This is a genomic window from Streptosporangium sp. NPDC000509, from assembly GCF_042898365.1.
Classification (GTDB): domain Bacteria; phylum Actinomycetota; class Actinomycetes; order Streptosporangiales; family Streptosporangiaceae; genus Streptosporangium.
The window spans coordinates 242,258-261,106 of sequence record NZ_JBIAYX010000002.1 but is presented as its reverse complement, the minus strand read 5'-3'; the positions used below and the strand labels follow the sequence as shown (position 1 = coordinate 261,106).

At 69.3% G+C, this 18,849-nt stretch carries 21 protein-coding genes; 12 read left to right on the top strand and 9 right to left on the bottom strand.

Annotated features, from left to right (window positions below):
* Nucleotides 1–8: 8 nt before the first annotated feature.
* The gene (rarD, locus tag ACFY3D_RS04685; protein WP_389974929.1) at nucleotides 9–959 is read right to left on the bottom strand and encodes an EamA family transporter RarD; all 951 of its coding nucleotides are present in this window, start codon (nucleotides 957–959) and stop codon (nucleotides 9–11) included.
* Nucleotides 960–1,095: 136 nt separating this feature from the next.
* On the opposite strand from rarD, the gene msrA reads away from it, so the two are divergent.
* The 3 genes from msrA to ACFY3D_RS04670 all read left to right on the top strand — a co-directional run bounded on the left by msrA (nucleotide 1,096) and on the right by ACFY3D_RS04670 (nucleotide 2,880).
* Nucleotides 1,096–1,758, top strand: coding sequence for a peptide-methionine (S)-S-oxide reductase MsrA (gene msrA / locus ACFY3D_RS04680; protein ID WP_362896814.1), 663 nt, complete (start codon nucleotides 1,096–1,098; stop codon nucleotides 1,756–1,758).
* Nucleotides 1,759–1,940: 182 nt separating this feature from the next.
* Nucleotides 1,941–2,096, top strand: coding sequence for a hypothetical protein (locus ACFY3D_RS04675; protein WP_389974926.1), 156 nt, complete (start codon nucleotides 1,941–1,943; stop codon nucleotides 2,094–2,096).
* A 322-nt stretch (nucleotides 2,097–2,418) separates the two neighbouring features.
* Nucleotides 2,419–2,880 carry a hypothetical protein gene (locus tag ACFY3D_RS04670; protein ID WP_389974923.1) on the top strand — a complete coding sequence of 154 codons (462 nt, stop codon included), beginning with the start codon at nucleotides 2,419–2,421 and terminating at the stop codon, nucleotides 2,878–2,880.
* A 183-nt stretch (nucleotides 2,881–3,063) separates the two neighbouring features.
* On the opposite strand, the gene ACFY3D_RS04665 is transcribed toward ACFY3D_RS04670, so the two are convergent.
* Complete coding sequence (locus tag ACFY3D_RS04665) at nucleotides 3,064–3,510, bottom strand: restriction endonuclease (RefSeq protein WP_389974920.1); 447 nt, start codon at nucleotides 3,508–3,510, stop codon at nucleotides 3,064–3,066.
* Nucleotides 3,511–3,848: 338 nt separating this feature from the next.
* Between ACFY3D_RS04665 and ACFY3D_RS04660 the strand changes: the two genes are divergently transcribed.
* Nucleotides 3,849–4,520 (top strand): hypothetical protein, encoded by a 672-nt coding sequence (locus ACFY3D_RS04660; protein WP_389974917.1) that lies wholly within the window; start codon nucleotides 3,849–3,851, stop codon nucleotides 4,518–4,520.
* A 168-nt stretch (nucleotides 4,521–4,688) separates the two neighbouring features.
* On the opposite strand, the gene ACFY3D_RS04655 is transcribed toward ACFY3D_RS04660, so the two are convergent.
* Nucleotides 4,689–5,342, bottom strand: a complete 654-nt coding sequence (locus tag ACFY3D_RS04655) for a response regulator (RefSeq protein WP_389974914.1) — start codon at nucleotides 5,340–5,342, stop codon at nucleotides 4,689–4,691.
* The gene (locus tag ACFY3D_RS04650) at nucleotides 5,320–6,471 is read right to left on the bottom strand and encodes a sensor histidine kinase (protein ID WP_389974911.1); all 1,152 of its coding nucleotides are present in this window, start codon (nucleotides 6,469–6,471) and stop codon (nucleotides 5,320–5,322) included. The genes ACFY3D_RS04655 and ACFY3D_RS04650 overlap by 23 nt, the downstream gene beginning before the upstream one ends.
* A gap of 167 nt (nucleotides 6,472–6,638) precedes the next feature.
* Here ACFY3D_RS04650 and ACFY3D_RS04645 point away from each other — a divergent pair, with 167 nt between their 5' ends.
* Nucleotides 6,639–8,483, top strand: coding sequence for a serine hydrolase domain-containing protein (locus ACFY3D_RS04645; RefSeq protein WP_389974908.1), 1,845 nt, complete (start codon nucleotides 6,639–6,641; stop codon nucleotides 8,481–8,483).
* Nucleotides 8,484–8,592: 109 nt separating this feature from the next.
* On the opposite strand, the gene ACFY3D_RS04640 is transcribed toward ACFY3D_RS04645, so the two are convergent.
* On the bottom strand, nucleotides 8,593–10,368 hold the full coding sequence (locus ACFY3D_RS04640) for a sensor histidine kinase (RefSeq protein WP_389974905.1): 1,776 nt from the start codon (nucleotides 10,366–10,368) through the stop codon (nucleotides 8,593–8,595).
* The gene (locus tag ACFY3D_RS04635; RefSeq protein WP_362896805.1) at nucleotides 10,365–11,051 is read right to left on the bottom strand and encodes a response regulator transcription factor; all 687 of its coding nucleotides are present in this window, start codon (nucleotides 11,049–11,051) and stop codon (nucleotides 10,365–10,367) included. The genes ACFY3D_RS04640 and ACFY3D_RS04635 overlap by 4 nt, the downstream gene beginning before the upstream one ends.
* 90 nt (nucleotides 11,052–11,141) lie before the next feature.
* Here ACFY3D_RS04635 and ACFY3D_RS04630 point away from each other — a divergent pair, with 90 nt between their 5' ends.
* Both ACFY3D_RS04630 and ACFY3D_RS04625 read left to right on the top strand, forming a co-directional pair.
* A complete protein-coding gene (locus ACFY3D_RS04630) occupies nucleotides 11,142–11,900 on the top strand; it encodes a L,D-transpeptidase (RefSeq protein ID WP_389974902.1) in 759 nt (252 codons plus the stop codon).
* 30 nt (nucleotides 11,901–11,930) lie between these two features.
* Complete coding sequence (locus ACFY3D_RS04625; RefSeq protein ID WP_389974899.1) at nucleotides 11,931–12,137, top strand: hypothetical protein; 207 nt, start codon at nucleotides 11,931–11,933, stop codon at nucleotides 12,135–12,137.
* 448 nt (nucleotides 12,138–12,585) lie between these two features.
* Here the strand turns inward: ACFY3D_RS04625 and ACFY3D_RS04620 are convergent, their stop codons facing one another.
* A complete protein-coding gene (locus tag ACFY3D_RS04620; protein WP_389974896.1) occupies nucleotides 12,586–13,272 on the bottom strand; it encodes a hypothetical protein in 687 nt (228 codons plus the stop codon).
* 226 nt (nucleotides 13,273–13,498) lie between these two features.
* Here ACFY3D_RS04620 and ACFY3D_RS04615 point away from each other — a divergent pair, with 226 nt between their 5' ends.
* The 3 genes from ACFY3D_RS04615 (at nucleotide 13,499) to ACFY3D_RS04605 (ending at nucleotide 16,392) form a co-directional block, all read left to right on the top strand.
* Nucleotides 13,499–14,650, top strand: coding sequence for a sensor histidine kinase (locus tag ACFY3D_RS04615; protein ID WP_389974893.1), 1,152 nt, complete (start codon nucleotides 13,499–13,501; stop codon nucleotides 14,648–14,650).
* The gene (locus tag ACFY3D_RS04610) at nucleotides 14,647–15,303 is read left to right on the top strand and encodes a response regulator (protein WP_389974890.1); all 657 of its coding nucleotides are present in this window, start codon (nucleotides 14,647–14,649) and stop codon (nucleotides 15,301–15,303) included. The genes ACFY3D_RS04615 and ACFY3D_RS04610 overlap by 4 nt, the downstream gene beginning before the upstream one ends.
* Before the next feature lie 294 nt (nucleotides 15,304–15,597).
* Nucleotides 15,598–16,392, top strand: coding sequence for a DUF2306 domain-containing protein (locus tag ACFY3D_RS04605; protein WP_389974887.1), 795 nt, complete (start codon nucleotides 15,598–15,600; stop codon nucleotides 16,390–16,392).
* Nucleotides 16,393–16,498: 106 nt separating this feature from the next.
* On the opposite strand, the gene ACFY3D_RS04600 is transcribed toward ACFY3D_RS04605, so the two are convergent.
* Nucleotides 16,499–16,654 (bottom strand): hypothetical protein, encoded by a 156-nt coding sequence (locus tag ACFY3D_RS04600; RefSeq protein WP_389974884.1) that lies wholly within the window; start codon nucleotides 16,652–16,654, stop codon nucleotides 16,499–16,501.
* A gap of 25 nt (nucleotides 16,655–16,679) precedes the next feature.
* Here ACFY3D_RS04600 and ACFY3D_RS04595 point away from each other — a divergent pair, with 25 nt between their 5' ends.
* Entirely contained in the window at nucleotides 16,680–17,222 is a 543-nt protein-coding gene (locus ACFY3D_RS04595; RefSeq protein WP_389974881.1) for a CGNR zinc finger domain-containing protein, read from the top strand.
* On the opposite strand, the gene ACFY3D_RS04590 is transcribed toward ACFY3D_RS04595, so the two are convergent.
* On the bottom strand, nucleotides 17,135–17,962 hold the full coding sequence (locus ACFY3D_RS04590; protein ID WP_389974878.1) for a helix-turn-helix domain-containing protein: 828 nt from the start codon (nucleotides 17,960–17,962) through the stop codon (nucleotides 17,135–17,137). The two genes, ACFY3D_RS04595 and ACFY3D_RS04590, sit on opposite strands and share 88 nt — an antisense overlap.
* A 41-nt stretch (nucleotides 17,963–18,003) precedes the next feature.
* Between ACFY3D_RS04590 and ACFY3D_RS04585 the strand changes: the two genes are divergently transcribed.
* The gene (locus ACFY3D_RS04585; protein ID WP_389974875.1) at nucleotides 18,004–18,666 is read left to right on the top strand and encodes a hypothetical protein; all 663 of its coding nucleotides are present in this window, start codon (nucleotides 18,004–18,006) and stop codon (nucleotides 18,664–18,666) included.
* Nucleotides 18,667–18,849 lie beyond the last annotated feature (183 nt).

Sequence of the window (18,849 nt, the reverse complement as noted above, 5' to 3'; positions counted from 1 at the left end):
GTCCCCGGTCACCGTGGCACGGTTTCCACGCTTTCCACACTCCCGGGCTCTCGTGCCGGGACGGATTCCGCGACCGTCCGGCGGGACCGGGCGGCCGCCCTGAGGCTGTCCCAGGTGAAGATCGACAGCGCCAGCCAGATGACGCAGAATCCCAGCCAGCGACTGGGCGGCATGACCTCCCGCATGACGAACACACCGCACAGGAACTGCAGCAGCGGGGCGATGTACTGCAGCAGGCCGATCGTGGTGAGCGGTATCCGGATCGCGGAGGCGGTGAAGCAGAGCAGCGGGACGGCGGTGACCACACCCGCCCCGGCCAGCAGCAACGCGTGGCCCGCTCCCGCGTTGCCGAACGTGCTCGTCCCCTGCTGCTCCAGATAGACGAGGTAGCCCAGCGCGGGCAGCAGCAGCACCAGCGTCTCGACCGTCATGCTCTCCGCCGCGCCCACCCCGGCGGTCTTCTTGACCAGCCCGTACGTGCCGAAGCTCGCGGCCAGCACGAGCGCGATCCACGGCGGACGCCCGTAGTCGAAGGCGAGGATGACCACCGCCACCGTGCCCAGTCCCACCGCGACCCACTGCCACCTTCGCAGCCGCTCCTTCAGCAGGAACACCCCGAAGAGCACGCTGACCAGCGGGTTGATGAAGTAGCCGAGCGCTCCTTCGACCACGTTGCCGCTGTTGACGGCGTAGATGTAGAGGCCCCAGTTGACCGTGATGATCGCCGCCGCCAGGACGAGGAGGCCGAGCTTCCGCGGAGTGCGCAGGAGCGCGCGGAACCAGGACCAGTGGCGTCGTACCGCCAGGATGGCGACCACGGCGACGAGAGACCACGCGATACGGTGAGCGAGGATCTCCAGGGCGGTGGAGGGCTTCAGGAGCGGCCAGTACAGCGGGAACAGTCCCCACATGCTGTAGGCGGCGATGCCGTACAGGACTCCCCGGCGTGTTTCAGGCATGTAGCCCATCTTCGCCCCTTACTTTATTTACCGCAATTTAGTAGTGCTTTTCTATCTGTTAAGAGATCCTTACGGGAACACGGAGGGGTGGCCCGTGGTTGCCTCCTGGTGAGAACGTGTCAGGAGGAGGTTCACAATGGGCTGGTTGTTCGGCAAGGACAAGACGACGATGGTGTCCCCGGAGAACGCGATCCCGGGCCGCCCCACACCGATCATGGTGCCCGGCCGGCACGCCGTCCTCGACGCCCCGCTCGCCCCGCCGTACCCCGAGGGAAGCGAGATCGCCGACTTCGGCCTCGGCTGTTTCTGGGGCGCCGAGCGCATCTTCTGGCAGACCCCGGGCGTGATCTCCACCTCGGTCGGATACGCGGGTGGCTACACCCAGAACCCGACGTACGAGGAGGTCTGCAGCGGCCAGACCGGTCACACCGAGCTCGTCCGCGTCGTCTTCGACCCCTCCAAGGTGTCGTACGAGGAGCTGCTGCGCGTCTTCTGGGAGGCGCACAACCCCACCCAGGGCATGCGCCAGGGCAACGACGTCGGCACGCAGTATCGCTCGGCGATCTACTTCAACTCCCCCGAGCAGGAGAAGTCGGCTCTCACCTCGCGTGACGCCTACCAGCAGGTGCTCACCGAGTCGGGCTACGGCCCCATCACCACCGAGATCGCCCCGGCGGGTGCCTACTACCTTGCCGAGGAGTATCACCAGCAGTACCTCTACAAGAACCCCGGCGGCTACTGCGGCATCGGCGGCACCGGTGTGAGCTGCCCCGTCGGACTGACCTCCGGCGAGGCCTGACCTGGATTTCACCGGCCGTACTCCATCCGGGTGCGGCCGGCAGCACCTGTCCAAGGTCCTCGGACGGCCACCGCGGCATCGACGGCGCCAACGTCACGCCAGGTGACCCCTCCAAGTGAGCCACCTGCCAGACGGGCCGGCCCCGACCGAGGAGTGATTTTTCAAGGAGTACCGGTCTTCGGATGCGTGATGCCCGGCTGCATGGTGACAAGCGCGCCGTCGATGCCGTGGTGGCCGCTACCGCCCTGCGTGCGGTCAGGCCGGTGATCGTCGTCACCTCCGATGAGGACGACATGTACCGGCTCTGCGGGAAAACCGTGAAGGTCGTCGGAGTCTGAGGCCCACCGGCCACTTGGCAGTGCACGGTGGCCGGCACCAACATCAAGCTGGGTGACCCGTCCGAGTGGGCCGCCTGCCAGAGAGGCCTGATTCCCACAGGGGAGTAATCCTCTGGATCGCGCTCGTACGGCTCACACCCACTCTCCGAGCGTGAGCTGGAACCCCGATCAAGCAAACGGGTGAATCCTCACTACGCCGAAGCCCTGGTTTCGAGACGTGTTCGCGATCAAGGTTCGGCGGGATTTCCTTGTGACCCACAAGCGCCTCGCAAGCAGGTTCCGCCATGGTCCCAGGAGAAGGCGGCGATGAGGGAGGGCGGGATTGAAGGTTCCGGGACGTGCTTCCATGTGCCTGCTGGCGGCTTGCCTGTGCGAGCTGGTGGTTGTGGGAGTCGGCCTCGCTCTTCTGCCCGGCCTTGCGGCGGAGTCGGAGAGACAGGAGAAGGGCGGTGACGGGGTGAGCTTCTACACCGAGTTCGCGCTGGACAAGGCCCAGACGCTTCTGTACTCCTACGCCATGCTAGGGGCGATCACGCTGGCGCTGGCGGCTCTGGCATGGCGACGAGGCGGGACGCCGGGCACGCGGGCCGCCATGGCGGTGGGCCTCGTACCGTACACGCTGCTCTGTTTCTTCCTGTGGTCGACGTCGGTTTTCCGGGCCGATGAAATCCTGGAGCGATACTCGCACCTGGCCGCCTGGCTGGCGATCGTGGTCTGGCTCCTCTACGTCGCCGCGACGATCCTGCTGTTCCTCTCCAGGAAGAACATTCGTGGGGCTGACTAGATGATCGTTTACAGGGGATGGTCATGAGGCGGCCGATGCGATCAGCGGTCAACATCCGAGACCGGTATTACGAGCCCTGCGCCAGGCTTCTGCGAAGTCATCCCGGCCCGCGTTCCGACCGAGAAGTAGCTCTACAGCGCTTCGTTGTACGGCTCGCACTCGATCGGGCGTGAGCCGTTTCACTCAGCGACGACGGCGAGGAGGCGGCTTGGGGAGGCTGATGAGGACATCGAGGCCGAGGTGCTCCTCGCACAAGTAGACGAGCTCTTCACACTCGATGAGTTGTATGCGACCGTGGCGGACGGCGAAGGCTCGACTGTCGTCGCCGACCCATGAGGTGGTGACCAGGATGCCTTTGGTGGCGTGCTTGTCCTCCATCACGTCGGCGAGCGCGCGTACGGATTCGATGCCGACGGCCTTGCTGTACCGCTTGGCTTGGATGATGCATATGCCACCGAACACCGGGTCCTCGTTAACCGCCACGGCGTCTACGCCATCATCCTTGGAAGGCTGGGTGACCCAACTCTTCATCCCCATGGCTTCGAACAGTTGCCGGGTTAGGTGCTCGAAAGAGGGCAAGAGGAGAGCCGCTCGGAGTTGTACGTCGAACGTCGGGACGGTTGCCCTCATCGGGCCGCCGTGGTGCGTCGGAGCCCCGGTTGTCAACGGTGATCGTCGGTTTTAGAGGGGTTCGAGGTCACCGGCGGCGGACGCGTCCGGCTACGGCATCGATGACGCGACTCGCGCTGTCCGGGTCGTCTGCGCCTCACCCCGTCATCCGAAAGGCACAGACGTCCAAAGTCGGCCGAATTCCCTTTTAAGGCAAATAACCGTTTTGAGTAGATAATATCTGGATTGCGAATATATTCGGTTTTCGAGAAGTCGGGGGGAGCATGTATCCATCATTGTTCTCTGTGGGTATGTGACGTATGTTCCGGCTATATGCCGTCGTTGGTCAGGGAGAAGTCGTGTCCGAAATCGTGGCTCCCCAGCTCGTCGTCAACAGCCGGATGATCTACTTCGGCTGGGTGCCGGCCGATCCCGAAGCCGTCGCGGCCCTGGTGCCCGATGGGCTGAAGCCCATGGCCAACCGTCAGGTCTTCATGAACCAGTACGTCGTCGACCGGCCTGAGCAGACCTCGGGTTTCGGCGCGTACTCGCTCACCTACATCGGGCCGGACCTGGAGGACGCCTACGCTCCCGACGGGGTGACCCCCGGCCGCTGGTGGACGCACTACTTCAACTCCAGCGCGGTGGTACGCGAGTACGCGGCCGCCCGAGGCGTGCCCGCCACCGTCGGCCGTACCACGATCGAGGTCGAGGGCGGAGAGCTGGTCGCGACGACCGAGTCGGACGGTGTGCCGGTGATCCGTACGACCGCACGGGTCGGCGACACCGGTACGGCGGTCAACCGTGGCCAGTTGCGCTACATCACAGATGCCGACGGGCAGCGGCTCAGCGGGATCTATCCGTTTGTGGCGGAACCGGTCGACCCGTTCGAGATCGTGTCACTGGAGTTTCTGGAGCCGAGCCACTCCGTCTACGCTCTGCGCCCCGCCGAGCCGCTGCAGATCGTGTGGGGTTTCTACTCGCCTCGGTCGTCCTTCACCTATCCGGGTGGGGAGTCGGTCATGGCCTGATGGCCGTCGCCGGGTGAAGAGCCGGGTCACGACGGATCGTGGCCGCCGCGGACGAACTGTGGGCACCGCGGTTCCGACGAGGTGATCACCCACCGCTGTCAACGATCACGCGACAGAGCCGTTGTCCCTACGGTCCCGGCCGCGAGATCATGGCTGGGCCGGGCCGAGTCAGTCGACCAGGCCAGCGCGGTAGGCGGCGATGGCCACCTGTACGCGGTTCGTGACGGCGAGCTTGTCGAACAGGTGGGAGATGTGGCTCTTGACCGTGGCCTCGCTCATGTTCAGGCGGGCTGCGATCTCGGTGTTGGAGTGGCCGAGCCCGACCTCGGTGAGCACCTCGCGCTCGCGACCGGTCAAGGCCTCCAACCGGGCGAGCGCGTCACGGCGGCGCCGAATGGGCTGGTCGGTGGTGAGCCGGTGGATCAGCCGCCGAGTGACCCGCGGCGACAGCATCGAGTCGCCGCCGTGCGCGAGGCGGATCGCCCGGATCAGGTCGTGCGGCGAGGTGTCCTTGAGCAGGAACCCGCAGGCTCCCGCCTCCAGGGCGGTGAAGACGTGCTCGTCGCTGTCGAACGTGGTGAGGATGATCACCGCGGGTGCCCGGGCGAGCCGGCGGATGGCTCCGGTGGCGGCCAGGCCGTCGTACCTGGGCATCCTGATGTCCATCAGCACGACGTCCGGCCCCAGGCGGCGGACCGCGTCGACGGCCTGGTTGCCGTCCTCGGCCTCGCCCACGACCTCCACGTCGGGTGCGGACTCGATGATGAACCGCAGCCCCGCGCGGATCAGCGACTCGTCGTCAACCAGCAGTGTCCTGATCATGTGATTCCCCTGGGGATGCGTCCGCGGCGTGCCACGGCAGCCGGCCCTCAAGACGCCAGCCTCCCGCATCGTCCGGCCCGCCGCGCACCGTTCCGCCGATCAGCCGGAAACGCTCCGCCAGGCCCACCAGGCCGACCCCGGCGCCGGTCTCCAGACTCGGCTGGGGCGATCGTCCGTTGGCGACCGCGATCGTGACGCCGTCTTCCTTGCTCCCGGTCGCCGTGACCGTGACCGGGGCCCCGTGGGCGTGCTTGTGCGCATTGGTCAGGCCCTCCTGGGCGAGGCGATACGCGGCCCTGGCCGTTTCCGGTGGCCACGTGCCGATATCGCCGTGCAGGGTGACGGTCCCGCCGGCCGGTACCCAGGATTCCACCAGTCGCCGCAGGTCGGGGAAGCCGTCGTCGTCATCGTCGGGCCCGGCGCGCAGCACGCCAAGGATCTTGCGCAGCTCTTCGAGCGCCTCCTGCGCGCTGACCCTGATCAGGGTCGCCTCCCGCTCGACGCGCTCCGGTCCCGCGCTCGCGTTCACCTCCAGGCCGCCGGCGTGCAGCGAGATGAGCGTTATCTTGTGCGCGAGCACGTCGTGCATCTCCCGGGCGATCCGGCCGCGCTCAGCGGACCTCGCCTGCTCGTTGCGCAGACGCTGCTCGGTCTCGGCGCGTTCGGCGCGTTCGCGCAGCGATCGGGTCAGTTCGCGGCGGGTGGTGGCGTACGCTCCTGCCGCCAGCGTGACCCCGGTGGCGGTCACCGCCGAGATCAGCGCGTCCGTGCCCAACCGGCCGCCGTCCACCCACTGCTGGGCCAGGAACCCCGCCACGCCGATCGCCGCCAGCGCAGGAAAACGCGTGCCCGCGCCGAAGAACAGGCTGATCAGCAGCGGCCCCGGATTGCCCGACAGCACGTACGCGCCCGCCCCGACGACGGCCATCGCGACCGGCCACCGGCCCCGGAACCACACCGCACCCGTGCCCGCCAGCCCGGCGGCGGCGATGACGGGTCGCGGCAGCGGCGCCCACGGCGTCTTGACTGCCAGGACGGTGAGGAACAGGCAGAGCGCCACGGAGGCCGCGCCGATCGCGTGCGGCCCGAGCACGGCCACCCGCCGCAGCGCCGCGCGGTACGACAGCACCGATCCAGCGTAACCAGGGCGGCGGCGCGCCACCTCATACCGGGGTCGATGCCGGACACCGGGCGGTCTCCGACTTTCGTCGGAGACGCCTGTGGCCGCGATGGCGATGCGGCCGCACCCTCGCCGGCCGCATCGTGGATGGCCCCGACAAGGTCAGGAGTCGTCCCGTGCATGTCCTCCGTTCGATGCTCGTCGCGGTGTGCGCGGCGCTGATGATCCTCGTGCCGCGTCCCGCCGCGGCGGCCACCGATATTCCGGACGAGCATGCCCTGGCAGACTTCTTCGACGCCGCGATGGCGGACGGGCTGGTGGCCAACCACGTGCCGGGCGCGGTCGTCTCGGTGGTGGGCGGCGGGAGGATGCTCTTCAGCAAGGGGTACGGGCTGGCCGACATCGAGAACCGCAGGCCCTTTGCCCCGGACACCTCAATGGTCCGGATCGCCTCGATCACCAAGCTGTTCACCTGGACCGCGGTGATGCAGCAGGTTCAGCAGGGCAGGCTGGACCTGAAGGCGGACGTGAACCGCTACCTCACCGCGTTCCGGATCCCCGCGACCTACTCCCGGCCGATCACGCTGCAGGACCTGATGGACCACACGGCCGGGTTCGAGGACCGCACGATCGGCGTGGGGTCGCGGAGCGAGGACGACGTGCCGCCCTTGGCGGACTATCTCGCCGACAACATGCCCGCGCGGGTGCGTCCGCCCGGCGAGGTGTCGGCGTACTCGAACTATGGGGCGGCGCTGGCCGGATACATCGTGTCGCGGGTGAGTGGGCAGCCGTATGACGAGTATGTGCGCGACCACCTCCTCGACCCGCTCGCGATGTGGCACAGCACGGCCGCCGAGCCCGTCGCCGCCCCCTTGGCCGCGGATCTGGCGCGCAGCTACGACTACGAAGGCGGGACGTATCGGCACAAACCATTCGTCTTCGACAACCTCGCCCCCGACGGTTCGATCAGTGCCACCGCGAACGACATGGCCCACTTCATGATCGCCCATCTGCTGGACGGACGCTTCGGTGGCCGGCGCATCCTCGACGAGCCGACGGCCCGGCTCATGCACCGGCGGACGTTCGCGGCGGATCCGCGCATCGACGGGTACGTCCACGGATTCAAGGAGCAGACGCTCAACGGGCATCGCGTGATCATGCACGACGGCGGCTGGGAAGGCTTCCAGAGCGCGTTGCTGCTGGTGCCCGACGTCGGTCTCGGCCTGTTCGTCTCCATGAACAGTCCGGGCGGGGCCGACGCCACTACCAAGATCATTCCTGCCTTCTTCGACCGCTTCCTGCCCGGAAAGCGTGCCGTGCCCGACGGCGGTGCTTCCGTCATGCCTGTCGAAGGCTTCTACAAGCCCACCCGGTCCGCCGAGTCCAGCATCGAGAAGGTGGTCGCCCTGACCGGTTCCACCCTGCTGCGGGTGGAGGGCGGGAAGCTCACCTTCAGAGGCTCGACGTGGAGCCCGCTGGGACCCGGGCTGTATCAGCAGGACGGTGGCACGCGGCGGCTGGCGCCGGTGACCGGCGGGAGCGGTGTCGCGTACGTGGCCACGGACGGCCCCGCCTACCAACGCGTCCCCTGGTGGGATACCCCGCCGGTCAATGTCGTCATCGTCCTGCTGTTCGCCGTCAGCGCCCTGACCGCCGTGCTCGGCCTGCCGGTGGCCGCTGTGGTCGGCCGGGCCAAGGAGCGTCCCGTTCCGCGGGTCTGGCGCGCCGCGCGTGTCCTGGCCGGGCTCGCCGCCGCGATCGGACTGGTGTTCGTGGTGCTGTTCACGCTGGTTCTGGCCGGCGACACGAGCATTCTGTACGGCGTGCCGACCAACGTCCAGGTCCTCCTGGTGCTGCCGCTGCTGGTCCTCGCACTCACCGTCGCCGCGATCGCCGCCACCGTGAGGGCCTGGCGGCGCGCGGGCGTCCTGGCCCGCGGCCACCAGGTGGTCGTGCTGGCGGGACTGCTCGCCCTCCTCTGGTTCTGCCGGCACTGGAACCTGCTCGGCTGGCACCTGTGATGGTTCGACCGCCGATCTGCCGAACCTTGATCAGTCGACGCACATCGCCTGGTGGGTCGTCTGGAAGACCCATGTGCCGTCACGCCCTGGGCAACACCCGCCGATGTTCCTACGAAGGAAGACGCAGGGTGAACGTCGTGCGGACGCCTGGCACGCTGGTGGCCGTGGCCGTGCCGCCGTGCGCCTCGGCCAGGTTGCGCACGATGGCGAGCCCGAGTCCGCTGCCCCCGGTCCGCCGGTTGCGGGACTTCTCGGCTCGCCAGAACCTGTCGAAGACGTGGGGGAGATACTCGGCGCGGATCCCGACCCCCGTGTCGGTCACCTCGATGACGACCCGGTCGCCGTCCTGGCGGGCGCACAGCGTGATGTGCCCGCCGGGTGGCGTGTAGCGCAGGGAGTTGGCGACCAGGTTGCCGACGGCCTGACGGAGCCGTACCGGATCCGCGGTCAGCGAGGGGTCGCCGATGACGGCGGTGGTCAGGGTGAGCCCCGCGGCCTCTGCCCGGCTTCGGTGAGCGGTGGCCACCTGGTCGAGAAGGTCGCCGAGGTGAACGGGTTCGACGTGCAGACGGAGTTTGCCCGCGTCGGCGAGGGCGAGCTCCTGAAGGTCGTCGACGATGTGCTGCAACAGCAGGATCTCCTCGACCAGCGAGGCGATCAGCGCCGGGTCGAGCTCGGCGACGCCGTCCTGGGCCGCCTCCAGCCACCCCCTGAGGTTGCTCAGCGGGGTCCGCAGCTCGTGGGAGACATCGCTGACCATGGCCTTGCGCTGCTCCTCCATGCGCTGAAGGTGTTCCGACATCTCGTTGAACGCCGTGGCGAGCTCGTTGATCTCGCCGGTCGTCCTGACGGTGACGCGGGCGGAGCTGTCCCCGTCACGCATCCGTCGCGCGGCGTGGGTGAGCGCGTTGACGGGCATGACCAGGCGCCGGGCCGCCATGACGCTCACGCCCACGGTCAGCACGAGCACGAGGAGGGCGGCGCCGGCGATCGAGGGCAGCGGGAAGCGCTGGCCGGTGGCCTCGGCGAGGGAGCCGATGTACAGGTAGGCCGCGGGGGCGACGTAGGGATCGAGTTGCTCCTTGCGGGCGGTGACGATGCAGGACGAGATCGTCTGATCGGGTTCCGCGTCAGGAGGCCGCCTCTCCTTGGAAACCCAGGCGAAGTCGAGGCCGACCGAGCCCCGTTCCTTGCTCTTGCCTTTGAGGCACCTGCCGACCAGGTGGTTGAGCTGTTTCAACGCGGTCTTCTCGGTGCGCGTCGGCGCGCTGAAGGGAGTGGCGTCGCAGACGTCCCTCAGCACGGGGAACTCGCGCGGCACCGGGCGTGGCTCCTGGCCGGCCTCCATAGCGGTCGTCGTCACGACGGGTCGGCCGGTGTTCGAGACGGTCATCTGTACGGTCTGTCTGACACGGCCGGCGCAGATGGCGTAGTTGTCGACGGCCTTGACCAGCCGGGCGCGCTCGGAGGCGGGCAGCAGGAAAGGACCCACCGCGCGCGGATCGATCCGGTCCCTGGCCGCCCCGGGCACCAGGGTCACGTCCACGGCCAGCGGGTCGACGACGGCCGACACCCTGGAGGGCAGTGGGGTCCCGGCGGTCGCCGAGTCCGCGATGAGGGTGCCCTTCTCGGTGGTCAACGCGATGCGACGGCTGTGCCGGGCGGCGAGATCACGTACGGTGACGGCGACGCCCGACCAGTCCGGATGGTGGGAGGCGTAGCCGAGCAGGTTGTTGTTGATCTGGGCGTCGCTGGCCAGCGTCTGCCCCTGTTCGCGCTGGATGGCGCCGGAGGTGCTGCTCGCGGCCAGCCACGCCGTCGCGCTGATCGAGCAGACCGCCACGACGGCCGAACTCGTGAGCAGCCTGACGAACAGCGACCTCATGCGTGGGTCAGCTTGTAGCCGACGCCGTACACGGTCAGCAACCGGACCGGGCGGCGCGGATCAGGCTCGATCTTCCTGCGCAGGTTCATCACGTGCACGTCGACCGTGCGTTCGGTGATGAACCTGTCAAAGCCGTGGACACGCTCCAGCAACTGCTTCCTGGTGAACACCCGTTCCGGCTCGGCGGCCAGCGTCTCGATGATCCGGAACTCCGCGAGCGTACACTCCACCGGCGTGCCCGCCGCGGTGACGGTGTGCCTGATCGGGTCCACGACCAGATCGCCCGCCTGGAACAGTCGCCGGTCGGCGTCCTGGGACTTGCCGGTACGGCGCAGCAGCGTTCGCACGCGGGCCATCAGCTCACGGGGGCTGTACGGCTTGGCCACGTAGTCGTCGGCGCCGAGGTCGAGCCCCAGCAACAGGTCGTCCTCGGTGGACCTGGCGGTCAGCATCAGGATCGGCAGGTCGGACTCGGCACGTAGCACCCGGCAGACGTCCAGCCCGTCGACCTTCGGCATCATCACGTCGAGCACCACGAGGCCGGGATCCGCCCGCCGGGCCTCGTCGATCGCGGAACGCCCGTCGTGCACGACGAGGACCTCGTGGCCCTCCCGTTCCAGATACCGCCTGAGCAGTTCGGCCTGCTTGGGATCGTCCTCGGCGACCAGTACGTACGCGCACATGACCTGAGGTTATGCGCATGCCAGGGGTGCATATGGGATCTGCATGACAACCAAACAGGTTTCACACATTCTGTCGCGAGGCTGTGGCGGGTGAGAACCAACCTGCTCGGTACGGCCGCCGCGGCGACACTCGTCCTCCTGCTGACCGGCTGTGCGGCCGACGCGCGCGGCGCCGTACGGCATGAGCCTCCGAGCGGTGGCGCGCGGTCGGAGCCGGCGACAGGCGGCCCGCGGTCGGAGTCGGCGAGCGGCGTCGGATCGAAGATCGCGAGCGTCAAGGGGGCTCGGATCACGATTTACCGGAACAAGGAGGGGATGGTCCAGCGGACGATCACGAGCCCCAACGACTACGGCGCGACGCGGGTCTTCCTGGTGGACCGTGACGAGGGTGAGTGGCTGCGGGTGCTGCTGCCGGTCCGGCCGAACGGCAGCAAGGGCTGGATCAGGGCCACCGACGTGACGCTCGCGGAGACCTCCCACCGGGTGGAGATCGACCGCGGGGCGTTCAGGTTCACGGTCTACGACGGCGACCGGGCCGTCAGGACGGGCAAGGTCGCGACGGGTGAGGCGGGAACGCCGACGCCTCCGGGTCGCTATTTCTTCACCGAGCTGGTGAAACCCGTCGACGACGGCGGGGCCTACGGCGCCTACGCCTTCGGGCTGAGCGGCTTCTCGCCCGTGCTGAAGAGCTTCGCCGGAGGCCCGGGCCAGCTGGCGGTCCACGGGACGAACAAGCAGTCCGCCATCGGCACACGGGCCAGCCACGGCTGCGTCCGGGTCGGCGACGACGACATCAGGTGGATGGCGGAGAACCTGGCGATCGGTACTCCGGTCGTCATCAAGGGCTGAGGCCCGACTCGAATGAACAGGGGAATCCATATGAAGATCAAAGCCACGCTCATCGGCTTCAGCGCGGCGATGGCTCTGGCCGCGGGCCTCGCGGCCTTTTCCGGTACGGCCGCGGCCGATCCCAGGCAGTCGTCCGCCTCACCCTCCCCGGCCCCGGCCGAGCGCCGGCCCACGGTCGAGGAGCCGAGGCCGGTCCCGAGGGAGGCCGTCGTCGTCAGACCGGCCTACACCGGCTGATCATGGAGCGTCGCCGCGGTTTCCGGGGCCCGCGGCGGCGCCTCTCGGCGTCTGCGGGCTCATGACGGTCCTCTCCTGCCCGCGGTCGCGTCGGCGACCAGGCCATCGCGGGCAGGAGCAGGACTCCGCATGTCACAGACCACCTGGACGCACGCCCGGCGGCATCGGCGTCAAGCTGGGTGACCTGTTCGAGTGGGCCGCCCTGCCGGACGGGGCCTGATCCCGGCCGAGGAGTGGCTCTCCAGATTCTTCCTCCACGGCTCGCGCTCGATTCCCGGGCATGAGCCGTGACGTCTGCGCGGTTCGCTGCCGCCCTTTCGTCGATCCAGGGAGCCGATGCCGGACGCTGGAACCTGATGGCACACCGACGGTGTCCGGACCATTGGGGGAACCTCAGGCCACACACAAGGAAGCCGGCGCCGCAGCGGCGCCGGCTTCCTTGTTCCGATCAAGTGGCCGGGACCGACGTGGCCAGGACCTCCGCCCGGACCACGTCGGCGGCTGAGCGGCGCAGGAGCCGCACCCCCACAAGCACCAGCGGCGCGTAGCAGGCCAAGGCCACCATGGCGCCCACGACCGGGGGCAGCGCCGCGGCCGCCACGAACGGCAGCAGGATCACCGGCACCGTCCACCAACCGACCACTCCCGCCCGGGCGAGCCCGGCCAGAAGCAGCGGGAGCATGACGACGCCGCACAGGATTCCGGTGAGTCGCCACACGGCGAGGGTCGGGTCGGCTGTGACGGTGTCGAACACCTTCACCGCGTCGGCGAGCGGCACCGTGTTCGGCATGACGGTGGTGAACCAGTCGGACAACAGCAAGCCGGACATCTGGATGGCGCCGAACATGGACAGTGCCACGCCGGTCGCCGTCAGGTTCCGGCCTCTCCGGCCGCGGAGCAGCGTGAGGGTCGCCGGTACGCCGAGCGCGATGAGCACCCAGGCGTAGTGGAGCAGGTTCGCCGACAGCAACGACAGCCCGTGGTCGGCGGCGAGCGAGGCCAGATACCCTGCGGATGAGTCGTCCACCTGCGGCGGCGAGGTGAGCATGCCGCCGAACATCAGGACGGGGGCGAGTACGAGCGCGATGCCGGCGAGGCGGCGCAACGGAGCGGAGGCGGCGGACGTGGCGTCCATGGGGTGTGTCCTTTCGGGTGTCTCTTGAGCTGCCGTAACGCTATGAGCGCGCACCGGTCGGCCGGATCGGCTTAGCGGGCCGTCCAAGATGCGATTCCGAGTCACCCCACCGGCCGCCGGGTCCTCTCCGGGGAGGACCCGCGACCCTCTGCCGTCCTTCTCGGGTCTGATCCGCGGGTCGACCCCTTTCGTTACCGTCGGTGTGCCGACGACGGGAGGAGCGGGCATGGGCACACCATGGAGTCGCCAAAGACGGCTGCTCGCGGGCGCTGCGGCGGGTGTGCTGTTCGCCGTCCTCGCGTTGGTCGAGGTGTACGGCGACCCGCGAGGCGCCGATGACCGGCTCGCGGTCGTCGGGCTCAGCCTGGTGCTGGCGCTCTGCTTTCCGCTCGCGGCGCGCTATCCGATCATCGCGATGTCCGTGGCGATGTTGTCGTTCCCGTACGCGGTGCTGACCGGCGCGGAAGGCGTGGGCGGGGCCCAGCTCATCGCCGAACTCGTGCTCGTGGTTCACGCGGCCTACCGGGCAGAACCTCGTCGTTCCCTCGCCGCGTCGGTGTGTGCCGCCGCGGTTCCGGCGGTCGCGCTCGTCTGGGGTGGCGAGGGGATCTGGGAGTTCGTCTTCTTCGGTGCGTTGGTGGGGGCCGCCTGGGGTCTCGGTACGTTGCTGCGGCGGGAGCAGTCGCGCTCTCGCCAGCTGGCCGCGCTTGCCGCGGAGCTGGCTACCGAGCGGGAGGCGCGGGCACGGGCGGCGGTGGCCGAGGAGCGCGCCCGCATCTCCCGCGAGCTGCACGACGCGGTGGCGCACACGGTCAGCGTGATGACCATGCAGGCCGGGGTGGTACGGCGTCGGTTGGCCGACCGGCCGGTCGAGCATGAAGCGCTGTCGCAGGTGGAGGAGCTCGGTCGGCGTTCCGTCACCGAGTTGCGCCAGGTGGTCGACCTCCTGCGTCCCGACGAGGCGGAGCGGCTGGCTCCGCCTCCGTCTCTGCGGAGGATCGACGACCTCGTGAAGGAGGTGGGTTCGGCGGGACTCCAGGCCACGTCCACGGTGTCCGGTACGCCGATCTCGTTGCCGCTGGGCGTCGACATGTCCGCGTACCGGATCGTCCAGGAGGCGTTGACGAACGTGTTGCGCCACGCGGAGGCGGCGACCGCGACGGTGACCGTGACGTACGAGCCGGTCGGAGTCAGCGTCCGGGTGGTGGACGACGGGCGGGGTACCACCGAGCCCAGGCCGGGGCCGGGCGGCGGGCACGGCCTGGTGGGGATGCGCGAACGGGTGGGCATGTTCGGCGGGGAGTTGCGTGCCGGGCCGCGCGCCGAGGGCGGCTTCGAGGTGTACGCGCGCTTCCCGCTCGCAGGGGAGACACGATGATCCGGGTGCTGCTGGCCGACGACGAGGCGATCATGCGGGCCGGACTGCGCATGCTGATCTCCGACGAGCCGGACATGGAGGTCGTCGGGGAGGCGGCCGACGGCAACGAGGCGGTGCGGCTGGCTGCCGAGATCGGGCCCGACGTGGTGCTCATGGACGCCCGCATGCCGAGCCTCGACGGCATCGCGGCCGCCCGCGCGATCGCCGGGGCGCATCCCGAGATCAAGGTGCTGGTGCTGACCACGTTCGACGAGGAGGCCATCGTGGACGGGGCGCTCCGCGCCGGGGTCGCGGGTTTCCTGCTCAAGGTGTCGCCCCCCGAGCAGTTGCTGGAGGCGTTGCGTGAGGTGGCCGCCGGGCGTGGCCTGCTCGATCCGGCGGTGGTCCCGTCGGTGATCGGCAGGTACACGCGGGCACCGGCACCGCAGCCCAGGCACCCGGCGTTGGACCGGCTCACCGGCCGGGAGGCCGAGGTGTTCGTCCTCGTCGGCCGGGGGTTGTCGAACGCGGAGATCGCCGCTCGGCTCTACCTCGGGGAGACCACCGTGAAGACGCATCTGGGTAGGGTGCTGGACAAGCTCGGGCTGCGCGACCGCTCACAGGCCATCGCCTTCGCGTACGAGAGCGGGCTCATCCGTCCCGGCGAAGGCTGAAGACCGCTCAATGACGGGAAAATGTGTGGAGGTGTACGCCGGCCTTCACCGGCGTACACCTCCGCGATCGCGGTGGCCGGCAGACTCGGAGCGCCCGAGGTGGCCACGCCCGGTCGCCGTCATCTCGCCCGTCGTTCGGCGAGCGCCGGGAAAACGACATGGGAGTGAGCGGTTTCCGGGCCGCGGGGAGCTCGGCGTGGGCCGAAAGTACGGCTTGCCGATGGATGATCGGCCGGTTCAGATCGGACCGTCCTGCCGATGAGCGCCCGGGGTGCCGGTCGTCACGATCGGACCATGACCGATGAGAGCTCGACGGGACGCCCCCCGTCCACGCAGTCACCGCGAAGCAGCCGGTCGACGGACGACCGGAACACGGCGGAGACCTTCGCTGTTCGTGGCCACAACGTCGCCGCGGCCTCCCGGCGGCCGGGTTGGCTCTTGCCCACCGCGCTGATCGCGCTCAGTGCCGTTCCGATGATCGCCGGAGCCGTCCGCCTGACCGAGTTGACGGTCGGCGCGGAGATCACGCCGGGAAACGCGCGGTTCTTCGCGGCACCTCTGCCCGTGGTGCTGCACATTTTCAGCGTCAGCGTGTACAGCGTTCTGGGAGCTTTCCAGTTCGCCCCCCGTTTCCGCGGCCGTAGACCGGGCTGGCACCGCGTCGCCGGGCGGGTCCTGGTGCTCTGCGGCCTCGTCGCGGCGCTTTCCGGTCTGTGGATGAACCTGTTCTATCCCCGACCCGTCGGTGACGGTGATCTTCTCGCCGGCATCCGGCTCGTGTTCGGCTCCGCCATGGTCGTGGCCATCGTTCTCGGGGTCGCCGCGATCCGGCGGCGGGACATCGCCCGACACCGCGCCTGGATGATGCGTGGTTATGCGATCGGCCTGGGGGCGGGCACGCAGGCGTTGACACACCTGCCGTGGTTCCTGATTTTCGGGACGCCCGACGAGTTTCCCAGAGCACTGCTCGTGGCCGCGGGGTGGGTGATCAACCTCACCGTGGCCGAGTGGTTCATCCGCAGGCGGCCGATCGGTCGGAGTCGCGTCTTGGCGGGTCGTACCTCCGTGGGCGGCCTCGCCGACCGGTGAGGGCGACAGCGGTGCCTGAACCCTTGAGCACCCCTGACCGCCCTTGGCCGCCCTTGGGTGCGCCGCACGATTCGTGTCGGCGGCGCGCCCGGCCGGACCGCGCTCCCTAGGCGCTCCACGCCACCACCGCCGCGGCGGGCGGGGCGGGGGCCTCGCACAGCACCCGCCAGGTGCCGCAGTGGCAGGACTGGTAGCGCACCAGCCCTTCGCTGGTGCGGTGGTGGGAGCGGGTGTGCCAGTCATGTTCGTCGTGGTCGTTCATGGGTCCAGCGTGCTGTAATGGCATTGTGCATCTCAACCCTTACGGAGCGGACGCGGTCCTGCTGATGGCGGACCTGGTCAACGTGCCGCCCGCGTCCCTCGACGACCTGGTGAAACGGTGCGCGGACGCCGGCCTCGTCATCGACCGCCCCCCGGAGGAGGCGGACCTGGCCGCCGCGCTCAACCTGTCGGAGCAGTGGTGCGAGATCGTCGACACCCGCGACGAGCGCGCACGGGTCGCGCTGCTCAACGACCTGCTGGCCACCTCGGCGGCGTATCCCCGCGTCACCGACCACGCCGGAACCGGCTGGCACCTGCACTATCGCGACACGGGCCTGTCGCTCGGCGGCGTACTGCGCGCACTGGTCGCGGTGGGCACCGCCCTGCATCTGACGGGGCGCGGCATGTCACGGCTGGCGCGCTGCGCACGCGACGGCTGCGGGCTGGTCTACGCGGACGTCTCGCGGAGCGGCCGGCAACGCTACTGCTCGCCGCGCTGCGCCAACCGGGACGCGGTGCGGCGGCACCGGGCCAGGCACGCTCCTTCTTCTGCGATGGATCGGCGGTGAACCTCTGCGGGCTCCGGTGGGCCGACGGCTACTTCAAGGACGACGGCGTGGGCGCCGTCGGCGTCGACGAGGTGTTCTTCCACGGTAGGGCCGGTGATGGCCAGGCGGTGGCGGTGCAACCAGCCGAACAGCTCCTGCCCGGCGCGGACCACGTCCGTGGAGGGCGGAACGACGGCTCGCACGACGGTGCGAGCGGGCAGGGTGAGCCGCTCGCCGTCACGATCGGTGGTCACCGCCGCGGTGAACCCGCCGGTCGGCTGCCCGCGCAGCCAGGTCAGCAGGGTCCCCGGCGGTGCCGGGCAGATGGCGGCGAGCTCGGATGGATGGTCGAGGCGCGAACGACGTACCCGTAGGCGGCGAGAGCCCAGCGTGGTTTCCTGGGGCAGGATCGACATCGGCGTGGCGAGGTGGTCCTCGGCATGAGCCGCGGTGACGGCCAGAGCGTCGATGTCACGCCTGATACCCGCCACGATCTCGAACAGGGCCTGTCGCAGTTGCGTCTCGGGGGCATCCAGCAGATCGGCGATCTGGCGCAGCGGCAGGCCGAGGCGCCGCAGGCCGCGGATGCGTTCCAACCGTGACAACTCGGCCACGCCGTACCGGCGATAGCCGGTGGCCTGGTCCACTGCGGCGGGAGTCAGCAGCCCGATCTTGTCGTAATGGCGCAGGGTACGTTCGGACACGCCGACCATGTGCGCCAGTTGACCGATCCGCCACACCTCGGCTCCTCTCCCCGGCATGTTGACTCTGTCCCTGCGGCAAGGTCCTACCGTCACCGTCCATGACCGATTCGAACCCTGGAGCCCGGCTTACCGGTGTCCTGCTGTTGACCTCGTTGGTGGCCATGATCGCCGCTGCGGCCATCGTGGTGCCATCAGGGTTGACCCTGAATTCAGCCGATCCCGATGCGGTGCTGGCCGCGGTGAGGGAGCGGTTCGGGCTGCATCTGACCGAACTCGCCTTCGACGTACTGGGTTGGCTGGCACTGACCGCGGCCGGGCTCGTGATGTCCGCCCGCTCCGCCCGGGCGTCCGGACCGTATCCGGTGACGCCGGCCGGCGGACTGCTGGCCGCCGCCGGGCTGGCGGGCCTGCTTCACGACGCCGGGAACCTGGCGCTCACCCAGCTGGCCGCTCACCCCACCGCTCCGGCGGTCACCACCGTGGCCTGGGCGGTGATGCTCACCGCCAAGTGGACGGTCAACCTGGCCGGGCTGCTGTGGGTCGCCGCCACCGTCGCCGCGGCGGCCGGTGTCCCGATGCCGCCCTGGCTTCGTATCGCCGGTGCGATCGCCGCGATCTCAGGTCTGGCCGCGGCCGCGCTTCCGTGGACGACCGGGACCGATGGTCCGACGGTGGCGCTGGAACAACTCGGGTACGCCCTCCATCTGCCGATCATGATCTGGTACGGGGTGCTGGGCTGGCGGTACCTGCGTAACCGGTGACCGGCGCCGGTGAACCCGTACGTCCTTCCGCCTGGGTGACTCTGAGCGAGGCGCCGAAGTGCCGCCGCGCCGTCGGCGGCCCCGACCGAGCCAGGCGACGCACCGCGGGGATCTCGTCAGGTGGTGCGAGGCCGATCGGAGAGTGACCGCGATCGTGCGGGGAGCTCAGGACGACGACTTTCG